The sequence below is a fragment of the Herbaspirillum sp. SJZ106 genome (assembly GCF_006715495.1).
Taxonomy (GTDB): domain Bacteria; phylum Pseudomonadota; class Gammaproteobacteria; order Burkholderiales; family Burkholderiaceae_D; genus Herbaspirillum.
Window position 1 is genome coordinate 520,674 of the sequence record NZ_VFNI01000003.1, and the last position, 19,399, is coordinate 540,072.

General features: G+C 64.3%; 16 protein-coding genes. 7 read left to right on the top strand and 9 right to left on the bottom strand.

Features of this window, described 5'->3' with window-relative positions:
* Positions 1-68 precede the first annotated feature (68 nt).
* The 3 genes from FB598_RS12190 to FB598_RS12200 form a co-directional block, all read right to left on the bottom strand.
* On the bottom strand, positions 69-506 hold the full coding sequence (locus tag FB598_RS12190; protein WP_141914422.1) for a cupin domain-containing protein: 438 nt from the start codon (positions 504-506) through the stop codon (positions 69-71).
* A 102-nt stretch (positions 507-608) separates the two neighbouring features.
* On the bottom strand, positions 609-1,265 hold the full coding sequence (locus FB598_RS12195) for a glutathione S-transferase family protein (RefSeq protein ID WP_141914421.1): 657 nt from the start codon (positions 1,263-1,265) through the stop codon (positions 609-611).
* 1 nt (position 1,266) lies between these two features.
* The gene (locus FB598_RS12200) at positions 1,267-1,527 is read right to left on the bottom strand and encodes a hypothetical protein (protein ID WP_141914420.1); all 261 of its coding nucleotides are present in this window, start codon (positions 1,525-1,527) and stop codon (positions 1,267-1,269) included.
* 59 nt (positions 1,528-1,586) lie between these two features.
* Here FB598_RS12200 and FB598_RS12205 point away from each other — a divergent pair, with 59 nt between their 5' ends.
* From FB598_RS12205 to FB598_RS12220, 4 genes are all read left to right on the top strand, one after another.
* Positions 1,587-2,813, top strand: coding sequence for a polyhydroxyalkanoate depolymerase (locus FB598_RS12205; protein WP_141914419.1), 1,227 nt, complete (start codon positions 1,587-1,589; stop codon positions 2,811-2,813).
* Between the two features lie 176 nt (positions 2,814-2,989).
* Entirely contained in the window at positions 2,990-6,382 is a 3,393-nt protein-coding gene (locus FB598_RS12210; RefSeq protein WP_141914418.1) for a DUF2126 domain-containing protein, read from the top strand.
* A gap of 114 nt (positions 6,383-6,496) precedes the next feature.
* On the top strand, positions 6,497-9,001 hold the full coding sequence (locus tag FB598_RS12215) for a circularly permuted type 2 ATP-grasp protein (protein ID WP_141914417.1): 2,505 nt from the start codon (positions 6,497-6,499) through the stop codon (positions 8,999-9,001).
* A gap of 1 nt (position 9,002) precedes the next feature.
* A complete protein-coding gene (locus FB598_RS12220; RefSeq protein WP_141914416.1) occupies positions 9,003-9,968 on the top strand; it encodes a transglutaminase family protein in 966 nt (321 codons plus the stop codon).
* 105 nt (positions 9,969-10,073) lie between these two features.
* Here the strand turns inward: FB598_RS12220 and FB598_RS12225 are convergent, their stop codons facing one another.
* From FB598_RS12225 to FB598_RS12245, 5 genes are all read right to left on the bottom strand, one after another.
* Positions 10,074-11,633, bottom strand: coding sequence for a methyl-accepting chemotaxis protein (locus FB598_RS12225; protein WP_255463999.1), 1,560 nt, complete (start codon positions 11,631-11,633; stop codon positions 10,074-10,076).
* Between the two features lie 228 nt (positions 11,634-11,861).
* A complete protein-coding gene (locus FB598_RS12230; RefSeq protein WP_141914414.1) occupies positions 11,862-13,904 on the bottom strand; it encodes a sodium:solute symporter family protein in 2,043 nt (680 codons plus the stop codon).
* Positions 13,894-14,181, bottom strand: coding sequence for a DUF4212 domain-containing protein (locus tag FB598_RS12235; protein WP_141914413.1), 288 nt, complete (start codon positions 14,179-14,181; stop codon positions 13,894-13,896). Before FB598_RS12235 ends, FB598_RS12230 begins: the two co-directional genes overlap by 11 nt.
* A gap of 1 nt (position 14,182) precedes the next feature.
* Positions 14,183-15,772, bottom strand: a complete 1,590-nt coding sequence (locus FB598_RS12240; protein ID WP_141914936.1) for a sensor histidine kinase — start codon at positions 15,770-15,772, stop codon at positions 14,183-14,185.
* Positions 15,773-15,825: 53 nt separating this feature from the next.
* Positions 15,826-16,518: a response regulator transcription factor gene (locus FB598_RS12245; protein ID WP_141914412.1), complete on the bottom strand. Its 693-nt coding sequence runs from the start codon at positions 16,516-16,518 to the stop codon at positions 15,826-15,828.
* A gap of 362 nt (positions 16,519-16,880) precedes the next feature.
* Between FB598_RS12245 and FB598_RS12250 the strand changes: the two genes are divergently transcribed.
* The 3 genes from FB598_RS12250 to FB598_RS12260 all read left to right on the top strand — a co-directional run bounded on the left by FB598_RS12250 (position 16,881) and on the right by FB598_RS12260 (position 19,256).
* Positions 16,881-17,303 (top strand): hypothetical protein, encoded by a 423-nt coding sequence (locus FB598_RS12250; RefSeq protein WP_141914411.1) that lies wholly within the window; start codon positions 16,881-16,883, stop codon positions 17,301-17,303.
* A gap of 199 nt (positions 17,304-17,502) precedes the next feature.
* Positions 17,503-18,450 carry a Tim44 domain-containing protein gene (locus FB598_RS12255; RefSeq protein ID WP_141914410.1) on the top strand — a complete coding sequence of 316 codons (948 nt, stop codon included), beginning with the start codon at positions 17,503-17,505 and terminating at the stop codon, positions 18,448-18,450.
* A gap of 383 nt (positions 18,451-18,833) precedes the next feature.
* Positions 18,834-19,256 carry an OsmC family protein gene (locus FB598_RS12260; RefSeq protein ID WP_141914409.1) on the top strand — a complete coding sequence of 141 codons (423 nt, stop codon included), beginning with the start codon at positions 18,834-18,836 and terminating at the stop codon, positions 19,254-19,256.
* Here the strand turns inward: FB598_RS12260 and FB598_RS20745 are convergent.
* On the bottom strand, positions 19,253-19,396 hold the full coding sequence (locus tag FB598_RS20745; RefSeq protein ID WP_183405826.1) for a hypothetical protein: 144 nt from the start codon (positions 19,394-19,396) through the stop codon (positions 19,253-19,255). The two genes, FB598_RS12260 and FB598_RS20745, sit on opposite strands and share 4 nt — an antisense overlap.
* Positions 19,397-19,399: the final 3 nt, after the last annotated feature.

Genomic DNA, 19,399 nt, shown 5'->3' on the forward strand with positions numbered 1-19,399 from the left:
CCCGTTTCATCGAGACCGGTACGCCGATGAAACGGGAGGCCGGGCGGAAAGTGCGCGTCGCGCCCGGCTCAGTTCCACGGCGTGGGCGGCGGCACGGCGCATGGCGCCGGCATGTCGATGGTCTTGAAATCGGCCGGGCTGACGATCTCCAGGTACTCCATGTCGGGCGAATAATCGAACAGGAAATGCACGATGCCGGGGCGCTGGTGTACGCAGTCGCCGGCCTTCACCAGCGTCACCTGGTCTTCATACATGAAACGCGCCCAGCCCTTCAACATGATGACGATGTGGAAATTCGCCTCGTGCCGGTGCCATCCCGTGCCTTCTTCCGGCGCCATGTTGGCCTTGACCAGTTGTGCGACCACTTGCCCGCCCGTGGCGGCGGCGATGCCGAGGTCGCGGTAGAGGAAAAAGTCGCGCAACCCTCCCGATTCGTAGGGCGTATCGCCCTCGCATACATGCGAGAACGTGTTTCCTGCCAATACGCTTTCAGCTACCGTGTTCATCACATCCATCCTTTCTGCGGCGTCCCGCATTTGGCTTGCGACAAAAATAGCTGCGGCGGCCGCCGCACCCGCGGGCGCGTTCGATTTTCCAGCGAACGCGTCCTAAAACTCCACATCCAGCTCATCAATGTCTTCCGGCTCCTTCTTGGCGGCGGTGATCCATTCCTGCATCTCCGGCATGGCCATGATGCGCTTGCCATAGGCCGCGCACACCGGATCGAGCTTGACGTCGTAGGTGACGAAGCGCGTCACTACCGGCGCATACATGGCGTCGGCCATGGTGCGCTGCTCGCCGAACAGGAAGGGGCCGCCGTACTTGGCCAGGCATTCCTTCCAGATGGTGGTGATGCGGTGGATGTCGGCTTCGGCGCGCGACCATACCTTGAAGTTGGGGAAGTGCGCCTTGAGGTTCATCGGCAATGCCGCGCGCAGCGCCGAGAAGCCCGAATGCATTTCGCCGCATACCGCGCGGCAGTGCGCGCGGGCGGCCTGGTCGGCCGGCAGCAGCTGCGCCCCGGGACGGATTTCGTTGAGGTATTCGGCAATGGCCAGGGTGTCCCACACCAGCACGCCGCCATGCTTGAGGCTGGGCACCAGGATGGAGGAAGACAGCAGCAGGATCTCCGCGCGGGCGGTCGGATCGTCCGGCGGCACGATGTCTTCCTCGAAAGACAACCCGGCGAACTTGACCAGGAGCCAGCCGCGTAAGGACCAGGAAGAGTAGTTCTTGCTGGTGATGCGCAAAGTCGTCTTAGGCATGTCAGTCCTTTATCTGTTTTCTTGCAATGTTGACTTTGGGCACGACGTTGCCGGCGCGGATACGCTGGCGCAGGCACGACATCGTTGCCGCTTTTGTTCCCGTGTTTGTCCGGCCGGGATGGAAGGCGGCAGCTGGAGCATGTGCTTGCAAAGCGCGTGCCAGCCTGCGGATTTGTCGCGGCCCACGGTCGACAAAAAATGCCGCGATGGCGGCGCGCGGGCCGCGCCGCGAAAGGCATCGGTGGATATCAGTGGCATGCATATTGCATCGCAAGGAAGACTGCGAGCGAACACTATAAGAGACAGAAGGGCGGCGTCCTCATGATCAATACCTACCAGCTCTACCAGCAATATGCAGACGCCACCGATCCCCTGCGGACTTGCGCCAGGATGATGGCACCCGTGTTCGGGTACCAATGGCCGGGCTTGCCGGCGCATCCTGTCATGCGCAGGCTGGCGTCGGCCTGCGAAGTGTTCGCGCGTACCCAGCTCACCCACGTCCGCCCGGATTTCGGGATCACCGCCGTTGACGATGATGGGTGCACAGTTTCGGTGCGCGAGGAGGTCGTCGCCGGCACGCCTTTTTGCAGCCTGCTGCATTTTCGCAAGGAAATTCCGGATGCCCAGCCCAAGGTGCTGGTGGTGGCGCCGATGTCGGGCCACTTCGCCACCTTGCTGCGCGGCACGGTCAACACCCTGTTGCGCCATCACGATGTCTACATCACCGATTGGCACAATGCGCGCGACATCCCGCTCGGGCATGGCAAGTTCGGCATGGATGAATACGTTTCCCACATCATCTCCTTTCTCGAGATCCTGGGGCCGGGCGCCCATCTGCTGGCGGTTTGCCAGCCTACCGTGGCGGCCCTGACGGCGGCCGCCGTGATGGCCGACGACGGCAATGCGGCGCAGCCGCGCACCATGACGCTGATGGCCGGCCCGCTCGACACGCGGGTCAATCCCACTGCCGTCAATGCCCTGGCCAAGAGCAAACCGATCGCCTGGTTCGAAAAGAACATGGTCAGCACCGTGCCGGCCCGCCATGCGGGCGGCGGCCGGCGCGTGTATCCGGGTTTCATGCAACTGGCCGCGTTCATGAACATGAACCTGAACCGCCACGTCGACGCTTTCCGTAACCTGTACCGCCACTTGGCCGACGGGGATGACGAGAAGGCCTCGCAGATCAAGACCTTCTATGAAGAATACTTCGCCATGTCGGACTTGCCGGCCGAGTTTTACCTGGAGACGGTGCAACTGGTGTTCCAGGAGCATGCGCTGCCGCTGGGCGCGTTGCAATACCAGGGGCGCGCCGTCAATCCGCGCGCCATCCGCCGCACCGCGCTGTTGACCATCGAGGGCGAGAAGGACGACATCTGCGCCGTCGGCCAGACGGTGGCCGCACAGGAAATGTGCAGCAGCATCCGGCCTTACATGCGCTTGCACCACGTTCAGACGGCCGTGGGACATTACGGCGTCTTCAACGGCCGCCGCTGGGAAAACGAAATCTATCCACGCCTGCGGGATTTCATTAATATGCATCACAGGTAGGTACGGCGGCGTAGTCGCAGTTCCAGGGGAGGGGTAATGAACAGGTTTCACGCATAACCCGGTATGCATCACCGTCGCTGCGCCCGCCTTGCGCAACCGGAAAGGCGCATGGAGCGGATGACGGAAATGCAGATCGCAGTCAGGTATTCATCATTTGCTCGCCGTAAAGGATCTCCATGTCAATTCACGTGGCGCTGAACCATGTCACCTCGTACCGGTATGACCGTCCAATCAACCTCGGGCCGCAAGTCGTCCGCCTGCGTCCCGCCCCGCACAGCCGTACCCGCATCCTGAGCTATTCGCTGCGCATCCTGCCGGAGCCGCACTTCATCAACTGGCAGCAGGATCCCGAGGCCAATTACCTGGCGCGCCTGGTGTTCCCGGAGAAAACCACCGAATTCAAGATCGAGGTCGACCTGGTGGCCGAGATGTCGGTCATCAACCCGTTCGATTTCTTCCTCGAACCCTACGCCGAGCAATTCCCCTTCGAGTACGCCAAGGACTTGCAGAACGAACTGATGCCGTACCGGCAGAAGCTGCCGTTGTCACCCTTGTTCAAGAAATTCCTCGATGGGATTTCACGCGAGAAAATGGGCAGCGCCAATTTCCTGGTCGCGTTGAACCAGAAGCTGGCCAACCACATCGATTACACCATCCGCATGGAACCCGGCGTGCAGACCCCGGAGCAGACGCTGGAACTGAAGTCGGGCTCCTGCCGCGACTCGTCCTGGCTGCTGGTGCAACTGATGCGGCATCTGGGGCTGGCGGCGCGCTTTGTCTCCGGCTACCTGATCCAGCTGACGGCCGACCAGAAATCGCTGGACGGCCCCTCCGGCCCCGAGGCCGACTTCACCGACCTGCATGCCTGGTGCGAGGTCTACCTGCCGGGCGCCGGCTGGATCGGGTTGGACCCAACCTCGGGGCTGTTCGCCGGCGAAGGCCACATCCCGCTGTCATGCACGCCCGAGCCGGCTTCGGCGGCGCCGGTGTCGGGCCTGGTCGACCCCTGCGAAGTCGAGTTTGAGCATCTGATGAGCGTCAAGCGCATCTGGGAAGCGCCGCGCGTGACCAAGCCCTACAGCGAGGAGCAGTGGGCCGAGATCGAAGCGCTCGGCCACGCAATCGACCACGACCTGGTCGCCAACGATGTGCGCCTGACCATGGGCGGCGAGCCGACCTTCGTCTCGCTCGACCACCCGGACGAGCCGGAATGGAATACCGCCGCCATGGGGCCGACCAAGAAGCCGCTGGCGGCCGCGCTCTACCACCGCATGCGCGACAAGTACGCGGTGCAAGGCCTGCCGCATTTCGGCCAGGGCAAGTGGTACCCCGGCGAGCAGTTGCCGCGCTGGGCGCTGAACTGCTACTGGCGGCGCGACGGCGAACCGATCTGGCTCAATCCCGCGCTCATCGGCGACGAGACCCAGCCGAACGTGGCCGACAAGATCGTCACCAGCCACTTCCTGCACCGCGTGGCGCAGCGTCTGAAGCTGGATGGCAAGAACGTGTTCCCCGCCTACGAGGACGTGTTCTACTACATGTGGCGCGAGCGCCGCCTGCCCGGCAACGTCGACCCCTTCGATTCGCGCGTGGACGACAAGCAGGAGCGCGAACGCCTGATGCGGGTGTTCACGCAAGGCCTGCAAAGCGCGGCGGGCCACGTGCTGCCGCTGGCGCGCCGCTTCGACGGCCGCGGCTGGCAGAGCGGCAGCTGGTTCCTGCGCAGCGAGCGCTGCTACCTGTATCCGGGCGATTCGCCGCTGGGTTATCGCCTGCCGCTCGATTCGCTGCCCTGGGTGAGCGCCAGCGAATATCCGGCGGTATATCCGGCCGACCCGTCGCAGGCGTTCAAGGGGCTGCCCGGCGCGGCCGAGATCCGGCGCCAGGCTGGCGGCCCGCAACAGCCGCCGTTGCGCGTGGGGGCGCCCATCGGCGCCGCCGCGGCCAGGCCGGCGCGGCGGCAGATCGGTGAGGCTGCGGACAATGCCGGCAATGCCAGCAATGCCAGCAATGCCGCCAGCGTAACGCCGGCGCATGGCGAATCGGCCAACGGGATCACCCGCACCGCGCTGTCGGCTGAAGTGCGCAATGGCGTGCTCTACCTGTTCATGCCGCCGCTGGCGCAACTGGAGCATTACCTGGAGCTGGTGGCCGTTATCGAAGCGGTGGCGGAGGAACTCAAGCAGCCGGTGCTGCTGGAAGGCTACGAACCGCCCAACGACCCGCGCTTGCGCAAGTTCAGCGTGACGCCGGACCCCGGCGTGATCGAGGTCAACATCCAGCCGGCCAACAACTGGAGCGAACTGGTCGAACAGACCACCCACCTGTACGAGGCCGCGCGCGAGTCGCGCCTGACCACCGAGAAGTTCATGCTGGACGGCCATCACTCCGGCACCGGCGGCGGCAACCACATGGTGCTGGGCGGCATCACCACCGGCGATTCGCCCTTCCTGCGCCGGCCGGATCTGCTGCGCAGCCTGATTTCGTACTGGCACAACCATCCGTCGCTGTCCTACCTGTTCTCGGGCATGTTCATCGGCCCGACCTCGCAAGCGCCGCGCATCGACGAGGCGCGCAACGATTCGACGGTGGAGATCGAGCTGGCTTTCGTCGAGATGGACAAGCAGGTCGCCAAGGGCGAATGCCCGCCGTGGCTGGTGGATCGGTTGCTGCGCAACCTGCTGATCGACGTCACCGGCAACACCCACCGCGCCGAGTTCTGCATCGACAAGATGTATTCGCCCGACAGCGCCACCGGCCGCCTGGGCCTGCTGGAGCTGCGCGCCTTCGAGATGCCGCCGCATGCGCGCATGAGCCTGACCCAGCAGTTGCTGCTGCGCGGCCTGGTGGCGCGTTTCTGGCAGCAGCCGTACCAGCCGGCGCGGCTGGTGCGCTGGGGCACCGAACTGCACGACCGCTTCCTGCTGCCGCATTTCATCGCGCAGGATTTCCGCGACGTGATCGACGATATGAACGAGGCCGGCTACGCCATGAAGGCCGAGTGGTTCGCGCCGCACATGGAATTCCGCTGCCCCAAGATCGGCGACTATGCGGTCAAGGGCATGGAGATCGAATTGCGTACGGCGCTGGAGCCCTGGCATGTGCTGGGCGAGGAGAGCAGCGGCGGCGGCACCGCGCGCTATGTCGATTCCTCGCTGGAGCGCTTGCAGGTGAAGGTGTCCGGCATGGCTTCCGATCGTTATGTGCTCACCTGCAACGGCGTATCCGTGCCGCTGCAGCCTACCGGCACGGTCGGCCAGTTCGTGGCCGGCATCCGCTACCGCGCCTGGCAGCCGCCATCGGCGCTGCACCCGACCATCCCGGTGGATTCGCCGCTGACCTTCGACCTGGTCGATACCTGGAACGGCCGCAGCCTGGGCGGATGCCAGTACCACGTGGTGCATCCGGGCGGGCGCAATTACGAGACTTTCCCGGTCAACGCCTTCGAGGCCGAAAGCCGCCGGCTGGCGCGCTACTTCCGCCTCAACCACACGCCGGGGAAATTCGATGTGCAGCCGGCGCGGCCGTCTGTCGAGTTTCCTTTTACGTTAGACTTACGTTACTTCTAACTCATCCGGGCGCGGCGTTCGCGCCGCGCCGGTCCTCCCGCCCACGCAAGCCGGTTCGCCGGCGCCAACAGGCAGCGGCGGACCCGCCCGCATCGCGCCCGCCCAGCCCCATTTATGCATCAGCGTTTACTGGAAAGCTATTCGGCCAACAGCGATCGTTACGACGAAATGCTGTCAGCCGACGGCCGCCTGCGGCCGCATTGGCGGACGCTGATCGACCAGCTGGAAAACCTGTCGCCGGAGATGTTGCGCCGGCGCGCCAGCGAAGTGCGCGAGGCCATCGCTTCCGATGGCGTCACCTACAACGTCTACGCCGATCCCAAGGGCGCCAACCGCCCGTGGGAGCTGGACTTGCTGCCGCACATCGTGGCGGCCGACGAGTGGCAGTTCCTGGCCAAGGCGGTGGCCCAGCGCGCGCGCCTGATGAACGCGGTGCTGGCCGACCTGTACGGCGAGCAGGCCCTCCTCAGCGAAGGCCTGCTGCCGCCGGCGCTGGTGTTCGGCCAGCACGGCTACCTGATGCCGTGCCATGGCATCAGGCCGCCGGGCGGCGTGCATTTGCATGCTTATGCGATCGACCTGGCGCGCTCGGCCGATGGCACCTGGTGGGTGGTGTCGGACCGCACCCAGGGGCCGTCAGGCACCGGCTACGCCCTGCAGAACCGCCAGATCATGGCGCGCGCCATGCCCGAGGCGCTGCGCGACATGCACGTGCAATCGCCGCATGGCTACTTCCACACGCTGCGCGCCATGCTCACGCAACTGGCGCCGGCCAATGGCGAGATGCCGTTGATCGTGCTGCTCACGCCCGGCCCCTACAACGAAACCTATTCGGAGCATGTGTTCCTGGCGCATACGCTGGGCTTCCCGCTGGTTGAAGGTGTCGACCTGACGGTGCGCGGCGACCAGGTGTTCCTGAAGACCCTGAACGGCCTGCGCCGCGTGCATGCCATCCTGCGCCGCATGGACGACGATTATTGCGATCCGCTGGAATTGCGCGCCGATTCGGCGCTGGGAATTCCCGGCCTGACGCAGGCCGCGCGCCTGGGCAATGTACTGGTGGCCAATTCGCTGGGCAGCGGCGTGCTGGAATCGACCGCGTTGCACGGTTTCCTGCCGGCCATCAGCGAGCGCCTGCTGGGCGAGCCGCTGGCGCTGCCGGCGGTGGCGTCCTGGTGGTGCGGCGAGAAGCCTGCGCTGGATTACACGCTGGAGCATCTCGACGACCTGGTCATCGTGCCGGCCTTTTCTTCCATGCGCATGCAGCCGGTATTCGGCCATACCGTCACCGGCGCGGCGCGGCGCCGCCTGATCGAAAGCCTGCAACTGCAGCCGCACGCCTATGCGGCCCAGGAATGGGTGCGCCTGTCGCAGGCGCCGGTGATGTCGCGCAGCGGCGACTATGGCCTGATGGGGCGCACCATCAGCCTGCGCGTGTTTGCCGTGGCCGACGGCCGCGGCGGTTACCAGGTGATGCCGGGCGGCCTGACCCGCGTGGCGTCGCGCCAGCGCCGCGACGTGGTGTCGATGCAGCAGGGCGGCACCACCAAGGATGTCTGGGTGCTGCGTGAAAGCGAACCCGGTCCGGCCGAGCAACTGCCCGATGATATCGTCGATACGGTCAACGGCACGCTGATCCGCAGCACCGTCGACGTGTCTTCCCACTCCGGCGAAAACCTGTTCTGGATGGGGCGCTATTCGGAGCGCGTGAAGAACCTGGCGCGCCTGCTGCGCACCACCTTGCAATACACGATGGACGGCCAGAGCGAAAGCCGCGGCATCCTGGGCAGCGTGAGCTGGATTTGCAGCCAGCTTGGCGTGCTCATGCCCAAGTCCGATCCTCGCCCGACCATCACCGGCCTGCAGCAAAGCCTGCAGGCCGCCGTCATCGATTCGTCGGCGCCGGTCAGCGTGGCGACCCAGGTGCGCCAGCTGGCGCACGCGGCCTACCAGGTGCGCGAACACCTGTCGCTGGACAATTGGCATGCCCTGACCAAGATGCCGGCCATGGTGCAGGAGCGCATCAGTACGCCCACCGGCGCCCAGCATGTGCTGGGCAATGTGATCGACGCCTGTTCCGGCCTGGCCGGCCATGCCTTGGACGACATGACGCGCGACGCCGGCTGGCAGTTCCTGATGGTGGGGCGGCATATCGAGCGCATGGTCAACATGGCCACGCTGCTGGACAACTTCCTGCGCCTGCCGGCGGCGCGCCAGACCGCGGCGCTGTCGTGGCTGCTGGAGTCGGCCAGCAGCATCGTCACCTACCGCGTGCGCTATCGGCGCACGCCGGAGTGGCTGCCGGTGTTGCACTTGCTGGTGTTCGATACCAGCAATCCGCACGGCATGGCTTACCAGTTCCGCATGCTGCAGCAATACCTCGCCGACATCGCGCAGCAACTGGGCTTGCTGAGCATGACCATTCCGGCGCACCTGGCCGGCCAGCTGGAGGCGATGAACCTGGCCGATTTCGCGCACGGCTCGCCTACCATGGAAGAGGCCAACGCGCGCCTGGCGCAATTGATGCGCGACGCCGTCAGCGGCGGCTATATGCTGTCGGACGACTTGTCGCGCCATTACTTCACGCCGTTGACGGCGCCGGTCAGCCAGGGAGTATGAAATGACGGAAAAAGACACCGCCGGCCAGGCCGCCGACGAACGCGTCATCTACCAGATCCACCACCAGACCACTTACCAGTATTCGCTGCCGGTGCGCCTGTCGCACCAGATGCTGCATCTGACGCCGCGCGAGCTGGCCTGGCAGCGTTGCCTGTCGCACCAGGTCAATATCCAGCCGGCGCCGGCGCTGGTGCGCAGCTATGAAGACAATTTCGGCAACGTCATCAAGGCATTCTCGTTGGACATCGACCATACCAGTCTCGACGTGGTCGCCGAGTCCTGGGTCGAGTTGAGGCCGCGCCTGCTGCCGGTGCATTCCATGCCGTGGGAGGAGGCGGTCGCATTGCTGTCCTACCAGGGGGCGCGGCCTCTGCCGCCGGAGATGCTGGATGCGTCCAATTTCCTGTTCGAGTCTTCCCATGTGCGCATCAAGCGCGAGTTCATCCATTACGCCGAGCAATGCTTCACGCCGGGGTTGTCGTTGCTGGACGGGGTGCGCGCGCTGATGCTGCGCATCTTTGATGAATTCGCGTTCGACCCGGCCGCCACCACCGTTTCCACGCCGGTGACCGATGTGTTCGCCAACCGGCGCGGCGTGTGCCAGGACTTTGCGCACCTGATGTTGTCCTGCCTGCGTTCGGTCGGACTGGCCGCGCGCTACGTCAGCGGCTACCTGCTGACCCAGCCGCCGCCGGGCCAGCCGCGCCTGGTGGGGGCCGACGCCTCGCATGCCTGGGTTTCGGTGTATTGCCCCGGACGCGATGGCCAGGCCGGCGTGTGGATCGATGCCGATCCCACCAACGGCCTGTTTCCCGGCACCAGCCACATCACGCTGGGATGGGGGCGCGATTTCCTCGATGTCTCGCCTTTGCGCGGCGTACTGATTGGCGGCGGCCAGCAAACCATGCAGGTGGCGGTCACGGTGATGCCGGGCGAAGAGGCGGGCGAACTGGCGTTCGCGGTCTAGGTGTCTATGTAGGCAGGCGGGATGGCGCAACCCGGTTCTTGTCGGGTTGCTGCATGGAAATCCATGGCGGATACCGCCTTGCCAGGCGCGGCGGCGGCCCGGGATTTAAGCCTGCGGCTTGAGCATGAATACGCTGACGGCCTGCTGCAGGCGCTGCGCCTGGTCCTGCAGGGTCTGCGCGGCGGCGGCGGCCTGTTCCACCAGCGCCGCATTTTGCTGCGTGGTCTGGTCCATCTGCAGGATGGCGTCGTTGATTTGCTGGATGCCCGAGGCCTGTTCGCGCCCGGCTTCGGTAATCTCGGCGACCACGTCGCATACCTTGCGGATGCTCTCGACCACGCCATCCATGGTGCTGCCGGTCTGCTGCACCAGCTGGTAGCCGCTGTCGACGTTGCTGACCGATTCTTCGATCAGGGCCTTGATTTCCTTGGCCGCCGATGCGCTGCGCTGGGCCAGCGAGCGCACCTCCGAGGCGACCACGGCGAAGCCGCGTCCCTGTTCGCCGGCGCGCGCAGCTTCCACTGCGGCATTCAACGCCAGGATATTGGTCTGGAAGGAAATGCCGTCGATCACGTTGATGATGTTGACGATCTGCTTGGACGATGAATCGATCGCATTCATGGTGGCGATCATGCGTTGCACCGACTGGCCCGCATTCTCGGCGATCTCGGAAGCCGAGATCGCCAACTGGCTGGCCTGCGCCGCGTTATCGGCGTTTTGCCGCACGGTGGAGGTCAGTTCTTCGATGGCCGCCGCGGTTTCTTCCAGCGAGCCGGCCTGCTGCTCGGTGCGCGACGAGAGGTCGAAGTTCCCGGTGGCGATCTGGGTGGTGGCGACGGCGATGGCATCGCTGCCGGTGCGTACCTCGCTGACGATCTCCTGCAGGTTGCCGTTCATCGATTTCATGGCATGCAGCAAGCTGGTTTTCTTGCCGTCGACGGTGATCTGGCTGCTGAGGTCGCCGGCGGCGATGCGGTTGGCGATGTCGGCGGCATACGCCGGCTCGCCTCCCAGTTGGCCGACCAGCCCGCGCGAGATGGCCAGCGCCAGGACGATGCCGATGGCCAGCGCGATGACGCCCAGTACCAGTATGGTGTGTTTGGCGACCAGGTAGAACGAGGTCGCCTCCGCGCTGGCTTCGTTGTTGAGGCGGTCTTCCAGTGCGACCAGCTCACCCAGTTTCACGCGGCGTTCCGTTTGCTTGGCAGTCAGGCCACTGGCCAGCAACTGGCGCACGCCCTCGATGTCGTCGGCGTCCGCCAGTTCGGTCAGCTTTTGCAGCAACGGTGCGGCGGACGCTGAAAGTGCCTTGACCTGTGCCATGGCGGCTGTTTCGATGTCGGCCGTCTCTGCCAGGGTGCTGAACATCGTATCGAGTTCCTTTTCGATGCCCTGGTAATTGGCGATTTCCTTCCTGATGCGTTCGGTGAAGATTTTGCGCGCCGCAGCATCCGGCGCCAGCAGGAGGTCGCGCGTGGCCATCGACTGCTCATACAGCGAGGTGCGCAAGGCCACTGCCAGTCGCGCTTCGACATTGTTGACGTTGCTGATGGAGTTGAGACGGGCATTGATTTCGCCCATGAGGTTCACGCCAATGGCGATGACCAGCGCCAGCAACCCCAGCACGACGCCGAATCCCACGTTCAGGCGATTGGAGACTTTCATTTGAGACAGTTTCATCGGTGAGCCCTTTCTTGGTCTTGATTATTAGAGGGGGCGGGGATGATGGCCGATGTCGTCTTGCCCTTGCCGTCCCCCCGGACGTCAAGGATTTCCCCGTGAGTTGAAGATTGTAAGGCCCGAAAGGCTTGTCGCGGAACGGCGATCAGAGCGGGTTTTACCTCGCTTTTTGCGATCGAGCCGGACCGGCTCGCAATGTGTTGCCGCAGGAAATCATGGCGTGCGGATGTGGTCGATCAGCGCGATGGTAGCTTCGTCCGGCGGCGGCGTGAGCAGGCTGACGATGACCATGGCCGCAATGCCCACCGGCACGCCGAACACGCCGGCGGAGATCGGCGCGATGTGGAACCACTGGCCGGCGGCGCTGCCGCCGAAGGTCGGGTTGGTGTGCAGCATGTAGTACACGCACATCAAAAAGCCGCACACGATGCCGGCCACCGCGCCGGCCTGGTTGGCGCGTTTCCAGAACACGCCCAGCACCAGCGCCGGGAACAGGGTGGAACCGGCCAGCGAGAAGGCGGCGCCGACCATCGACAGGATATCGCCCGGTTTGAGCGAGGCGGCATAGGCCGCCAGCAGCGCCACCACCAGCAACAGCAGCTTGGAGATGGTCACGCGTTTCTGGGTCGAGGCGCTGGGGTCGACCACCTTGTAGTAGATGTCGTGCGAGAGCGCGTTGGAGATCGTCAGCAGCAGGCCGTCGGCGGTCGAGAGCGCCGCCGCCAGGCCGCCGGCGGCGACCAGTCCGGAAACGAAGTAGGGCAGTCCGGCGATTTCGGGCATGGCCAGCACGATGATGTCGCCATCCATCGAGATTTCGCCCAGTTGCACCAGGCCGTCGCGGTTGAGGTCGGTAATGGAGACCAGCGGATTGACCTTGTCGATGTTGGCCCAGTAATAGACCCAGTCGGGCAGGTGGTTGTAGCTGCTGCCGACCAGCGAGGTGTAGATGTCGTATTTCACCAGCACGGTCAGGGCCGGCACCGAGAGGTAGATCAGCATGATGAAAAACAGCGTCCAGAATACCGACTTGCGCGCGGCCGACACGGTGGGCGTGGTGTAGTAGCGCATCAGGATGTGCGGCAGCGCGGCGGTGCCCAGCATCAGGCAGAACACCAGCGCGAGGAAATTGTTGCGCTTGATGTCGGAACTCTCTTTGTCGCGGCCGGGGAAGGGTTCGGTCTGCGAGACCGGCGGCTGCGCCCGTATGAGGTTGGCGGCGCGCGCGTCGCTCCAGCGCCGCTCGGCTTCTCCTGCACTTTTCGGATAGGACGACAGGGCGCGGCTGGCGGCCTTGATTTCGGCCAGCGAGGCGTGCGTGTCGCGCTTGACTTCGTCGATGTGGCGCTGCGCTTCCAGGCGCCCTTCTTCCCAGGAGTGGGGCAGGTTCTTCAGTTTGTATTCGAGCTCGTCGGCGCGCGCCAGGAAGATCTTGCGGATCTCCTGTTCCTTGGGGGCGTCTTCGAGCTTGTGTTCGATCGCCTTGAGCTTGGGCAGCACCGCGCCGTAAGCCACCGGCGGCACCGGCACCGTGGTGTGCTTGGCCGACAGCCAGACCACCGGGATCAGGTAGGCGAACAGGATGATGATGTATTGGGCCACCTGGGTCCAGGTGATGGCGCGCATGCCGCCGAGGAAGGAGCACACCAGGATGCTGGCCAGGCCGAGGAAGATGCCGATCGAGAAATCGATGCCGGTGAAGCGCGAGGTGATCAGGCCCACGCCGTAGATCTGCGCCACCACGTAGGTGAAGGAAATCAGGATGGTGGCGGCCACGGCCAGGATACGGATCGGCGTGCCGCCGAATTTTCCGGGATAGCGCGCGGCCAGGAAGTCGGCGATGGTGTATTGGCCGAACTTGCGCAGGTAAGGGGCGATCAGCAGCGCCACCAGGCAGTAGCCGCCGGTCCAGCCGAGGATGTAGGCCAGGCCGTCGAAACCTTGCAGGTAGAGTCCGCCTGCCAGGCTGATGAAGGTGGCGGCCGAGATCCAGTCGGCGGCGGTGGCCATGCCGTTGAACAGGGGCGGCACGCGGCGCCCGGCGACGTAGTATTCGGGCACGTCCGAGGTGCGGCAGACCACGCCGATGGCGGCATACAGGCCGATGGTGACGAACAGGAACAGGTAGCCGATCCAGGAGCGCGGCATGCCCTCGTGCTCGAGGATGGCCAGTACGCACAAAAAGGCGATGAAGCCGACCGTGTAGAGGGAGTAGTAGCGGGTCAGCCGCCAGAAAAAATGCTTGTTACTCTCCATGTCCCTGCTCGCCGTGTACCTGTTGTTCGATGCGCTGCATGCGCCGGATGTAGATCACCACGATGGCCAGGTAGATCAGGATCATGCCCTGGGCCGCCATGTAGAAAGAGATGGGCCAGCCGAACAAATGGATCCGGTCCAGTTCGCGCGCGAAGAAGATGAAAAAGAACGTGGCCAGAAACCAGGCCGCCAGCAGCGCGGCGGTGTGCTTGCGGATCTTGTGCCAGTGGTGGCCGGCATCGCCGGGGCCGTGGTGGTGGGAGGGGCCTTGGTCCATGTCAGCCGATGTCGTCGATGAAAGACGTGCGCGGCACCAGGCGGAAGCTGACGCAAAACAGGCTGCCCGGCAGCTTGGGGTCGCCGCTGCGCGGATTATTGGAAATGTCCACCTTGGCGTCATGCTGCTGGGCGATCTCGCGTACGATCGCCAATCCCAGCCCGCTGCCGGTGCTGGGCGTGCCGAGGATGCGGTAGAAGCGTTCGAACACGTTTTTTCGTTCCGCGGGCGGGATGCCGGGGCCGGTGTCTTCCACTTCCAGGATCGCCAGCCCGGCTTGCTCGTCGCTGCGCGCGCGCACCGTCACGCTGCCCAGGCCGTCGTGCGGCGTGTAGTGCAGCGCGTTGTCGAGCAGGTTGGAGAGCAGTTCGCGCAGCATCAGCGGATTTCCGTGGATCATGATCGGGTGGCCGGGCTGTTCGAAGCCGAGGTCGATGCGCTGGGTGAACGACATCGGCACCCAATCCTGCACCACCGTGCGCGCCAGCTCCGAGAGTTCGATCGGCACCATGGCGCCGGCCTGCGAGACCTGGTTCTCGGCGCGGGCCAGCGACAGCAGCTGGTTGACCAGGCGGGTGGCCGATTCGGAGCTCTTGGCCAGCTGCTCCAGCGAGCGCCGCACATCGACCTGGTCGTCCTGGCGCAGGGCCAGTTCGGATTGCATGCGCATGCCGGCCAGCGGCGTCTTCATCTGGTGCGCGGCATCGGCGATGAAGCGCTTCTGGATCGCGATGGTCTGCGACAGCCGCTCCAGCATGTCGTTGAGCGAACGCACCAGCGGCGAGATTTCTTCGGGCACCTGGCCCGAGTCGATCGGGCTGAGGTCGTCGGGGCGGCGCGCGCGGATGCGCTGCTGCAGTTCCGACAGCGGCGACAAGCCGCGCGAGAGCGCGAACCACACCAGCGCCAGCGCCACCGGCAAGATGATGAACTGCGGCAGGATCACGCCCTTGATGATTTCATTGGCGAGCTGGGCGCGCTTTTCCAGGGTTTCGCCGACCTGTACCGTGGCCAGCCGGGGTTCGCGGGCGGCCGCGCGTTGCGCCGCGCTGCGGCGCAGGTCGACTTGCACGTAGGCGATGCGCACGTCGCTGCCGTGCAGGATGTCGTTGCGGAATTGCACGGTGCCGATGTTCTGGCGGTCGTCTTCGGGCGGCGGTTGCGACATGTCGACGTCGCCTTCCACATACTCCCCGTTGGGGCCGCTGACCTTGTAATAGATATTGTCGATGTCGTCGGCGCGCAGCAGGTCGCGCGCCGAGACGGGCAGCCGCGCCACGACCTTGCCGTTGACCTCGGACACCTGCTGCGCGAGCACGGTGACGCTGTCCTCCAGCGCGCGGTCGAACGGCTGGTTGGCAATCGATTGCGCAATCAGGTAGGTGATGGCGATGCTCATGGGCCACAGCAGCAGCAGCGGGGCCAGCATCCAGTCGAGGATTTCGCCGAACAGCGAGCGCTGGATGCGCTCTACCGGCTGGGTGGCGATGGCGGCGCGGCGTTTCTTGCGCGGCGGCGGCGCCGGCGGGGGCTCGCCGCCGGGCGAGGCGGCCGGTTCGGCCGGCGCAGACGGAGGATCACGCCGCAGCATGGTGGCCGAAGGCATCAGGAGTGGAAGCGCGGCCGGCGCTGGCCGTCATCGCATCAGGCGGCGTTGCTGGCTGCGGTCTCGGGGAGTTTTTCGAGGCAATAGCCCAACCCGCGTACGGTAGCGATACGCACGCCGCCGACCTCGATTTTCTTGCGCAGGCGATGGACATAGACCTCGATGGCATTGTTGCTGACTTCCTCTCCCCATTCGCACAAATGGTCCACCAGCTGTTCTTTGGAAACCAGGCGTCCCGTGCGTTGCAATAATACTTCCAGAAGGCCCAGTTCACGCGCGGACAATTCCAGCATCTGTTCGCCGATGTAGGCGATGCGACCGACCTGGTCGTACGACAGCGGCCCATGCTTGATCACGGTCGGGCCGCCGCCGGCGCCGCGCCGGGTCAGGGCGCGCACGCGGGCTTCCAGTTCGGACAAGGCGAACGGCTTGGCCATGTAGTCGTCGGCGCCCAGGTCCAGCCCTTGCACGCGCTGTTCCACCGAATCGGCCGCCGTCAGGATCAGCACCGGCAGGCGCGAGTTGCGCGCGCGCAGCCGGCGCAGCACTTCCAGCCCGGACATCTTGGGCAGGCCCAGGTCCAGGATCAGCAAATCGAAATCCTGGGTGGAGAGGGCCGAATCGGCTTCCAGGCCATTCTTGACGCAATCGGCGGCGTATCCGGAATGGCGCAGGGAGCGCGTCAATCCATCGGCCAGAACACTGTCGTCTTCAGCTAAGAGGATGCGCATAGGAATCGATCAGAGAGGCGCCTCGTCTGATTTGTCTCGTAATATAGAATTATTGTGGTATTTTTACGCATAATCTACTAATTCAATCGTCAATGCAAATGAGGGCGACGATTGTGTTGAACATAAGCTCGCAATCCGACCAAAGGTCTTCACGGGGCTTGCGATTTATCCGGGAAGCTTGCGCAAGATCGGTATCGGGAGTGCAGGCTCCGTGAGATCATCCGGAAATAAATGTAACAACGGGCGGCCGGCACTTGAAATGGATGGCCTGGTCGCCATCTGGTTGCTGTATTTAATTTTTATCCGTGCTGTTGTCGACATTTTTGTTGTTATAATTTCTCGCATCTTTGCTGGAAAATCTGATGAAACGTTTGTGGGTTCTGTTGCTGATCTGTCTGTTCCCGGTGCAAGTATTTGCAGCGGTGCTGACTTATGCCAGCTCGGTCGCTGCAACCGATTTCTCGGCGCCGGTCCAGATCGAGCTCAACGTCGCCGCCAAGCACCTTGGCGCGCAGACCGTCGCGCTTGCCGATCATGCCGCCGCCGACCTCCCGCAGCCTGGCGCGGTGGCCGAGGCCGACAATGGCGGCGCCAATGACGACAGCAACGGCTACGCCGACAGCGGCGAAGATTTCTCTACCCATGCCGGCATCGGTGACGAACCGGTGCTGATCCAATCTCTGGCAGTCCTGCCGGAACCCTCAAGCCTGGCGCCCGCTCTTCGCAGCGACGACGCCAGTCAACCTCCGTTCTTGCCTCTCGCAGGCCGTCCTCCCCGCGCCTGATCCTGTCGCCTTGCGCGACATCCGTTGCCGCGTCCGCTGAACCGCTCCTGAAACTTGTGGCTTTGCGTCTTGCGACAGCGATGTCCGTACGCGCATGGCTCGCCAGCCGGCTTCGCCCGGCATCAATCAGGTACGCAACAGTTCAGTCAATACGGCCGGTGTGACCGCATCACACCAGATATCAATCTCAGGAGATAGCATGAAAAAAGCATTTGTCGCGCTGATCGTGGCGGCGATGACGCTGTCGGTTGGCATCACCAGCGTCGAAGCCAAGCGTCTGGGCGGCGGCGGTTCGTTCGGCAAGCAATCTTCGTCGGCCAGCCGCCAGGCGCAAAGCCCGGCCCCGATGCAGAACCAGGCCGCTGCCGCCAAGCCCGCCGCGCCGGCAGGCGCTGCGGCCGCCGCACCCAAGCCCAGCCCATGGAAGGGCATCCTGGGTGGCGCGTTGCTGGGCTTGGGCCTGGGCGCGCTGCTCTCGCACCTCGGCCTGGGCGGCGCCCTGGCCAGCATGATCAGCACCATCCTCACCATTGCGCTGATCGCAATGGCGGCAATGTTCATCTACCGCATGTTCCGCCGCAAATCGGAAGCATCGCAGCCGCGTCCGGCCTGGGCCGCGCCCAATGGCGGCCACCCGGCTGACAGCACCGCGACCCCGAAGATCGGTTCGCTGCTGGAACCGGCACAGCCGCCCGCGGCGCTGCAAGGTTCGGGTTTCGGCGGCGGTTTCGGCTCGGCTGAACCGGTGGCTGCCTATGGCATCCCGGCCGGTTTCGACACCGTCGGTTTCGTGCGCAATGCCAAGACCTATTTCATCCGCCTGCAAGCGGCATGGGACAAGGCCGACATCAACGATATCCGCGAATTCACCACGCCGGAAATGTTCGCCGAACTGCGCCTGCAGTTGCAGGAGCGCGGCGCTTCGGCCAACCAGACCGATGTGGTATCGCTGGATGCGGAAGTGCTGGGCGTGGAAACCGTGGGCAACGACTACATCGCCAGCGTGAAATTCTTCGGCTTCATCAAGGAAGACCCGAACAGCTCGCCGGCGCAGTTCGCCGAGATCTGGAACCTGTCCAAGCCGGTTTCGGGCCAAGGCGGCTGGTTGTTGGCAGGTATCCAGCAACTGGATCCCGTGGCGGCGTAAGCAAGCATGCATCAGTAAAAGTTTGGCGCGGAAGGCGGCGGTTAGTGGATGAGCGTCGCCAGTCCGTTTTACCGCCGGCTCTGCCGGCGGTTTTTTTATTTGCACTCCACGCGCCTGACCGTTTCCGTTCGGTCATTCTTTCTTCGCCACGCCCGGCAATTGCGTGACGCATCCCTTCCAGGCCGCTTCTGGCCGTATCCATTCGTAGTTTGTCTTTGCCATCGCCGTGCCATCGCTGTTTCTCGCGAAATCCTACGCGGCGACGCGCCGTTGTCCTATCGTCGCGTGCATGTCGCCGCTGCATGATGAAACACCCTGCGGGCAGCTTGCCGGATCGCAAGGCGGTTGCGCGCCTGTTTCAACCCTGAGCGAAGGAGGCTGTCATGAAACGCAAGGCATCGGCGGTATGGAGCGGCAATCTGAAGGACGGCAAGGGCGCACTCAGCACCGAGAGCAAGACGCTGTCCGATACCCAATACTCGTTTTCCACCCGTTTTGAAAACGGCGTGGGCACCAATCCGGAAGAATTGATTGCGGCAGCGCATGCCGGATGTTTTTCGATGGACTTGTCGGCGCGGCTGGAAAAGGCCGGTTTGGGCCCCAGGCGCATCGATACGGAAGCTACGCTGACGCTGGAAAAGACCGACCCCGGCTTTAGCATTACCGCCATCCAGCTGGCGGTCAAGGTCGACCTGGATGATCGCGATGAGCAGAAATTCAATGACGCGGTGGCTGCCGCCAAGGCCGGTTGTCCGGTGTCGAAGGTGCTGAAGGCGGATATCTCGGTGATGGCCTCGTTGGCCTAGCGATGCCTCTTCCGGTCTTTGGCGGGAGCGCCGTCGCCGTCTTTGCGGCCATCGCCACGGCTGCCCGATAGCGGAAACAGCAATGCCACCACGACCAGCAACACCATGAGCGCCAGCGTGATCTTGTCGAGCCCGTCCATGCC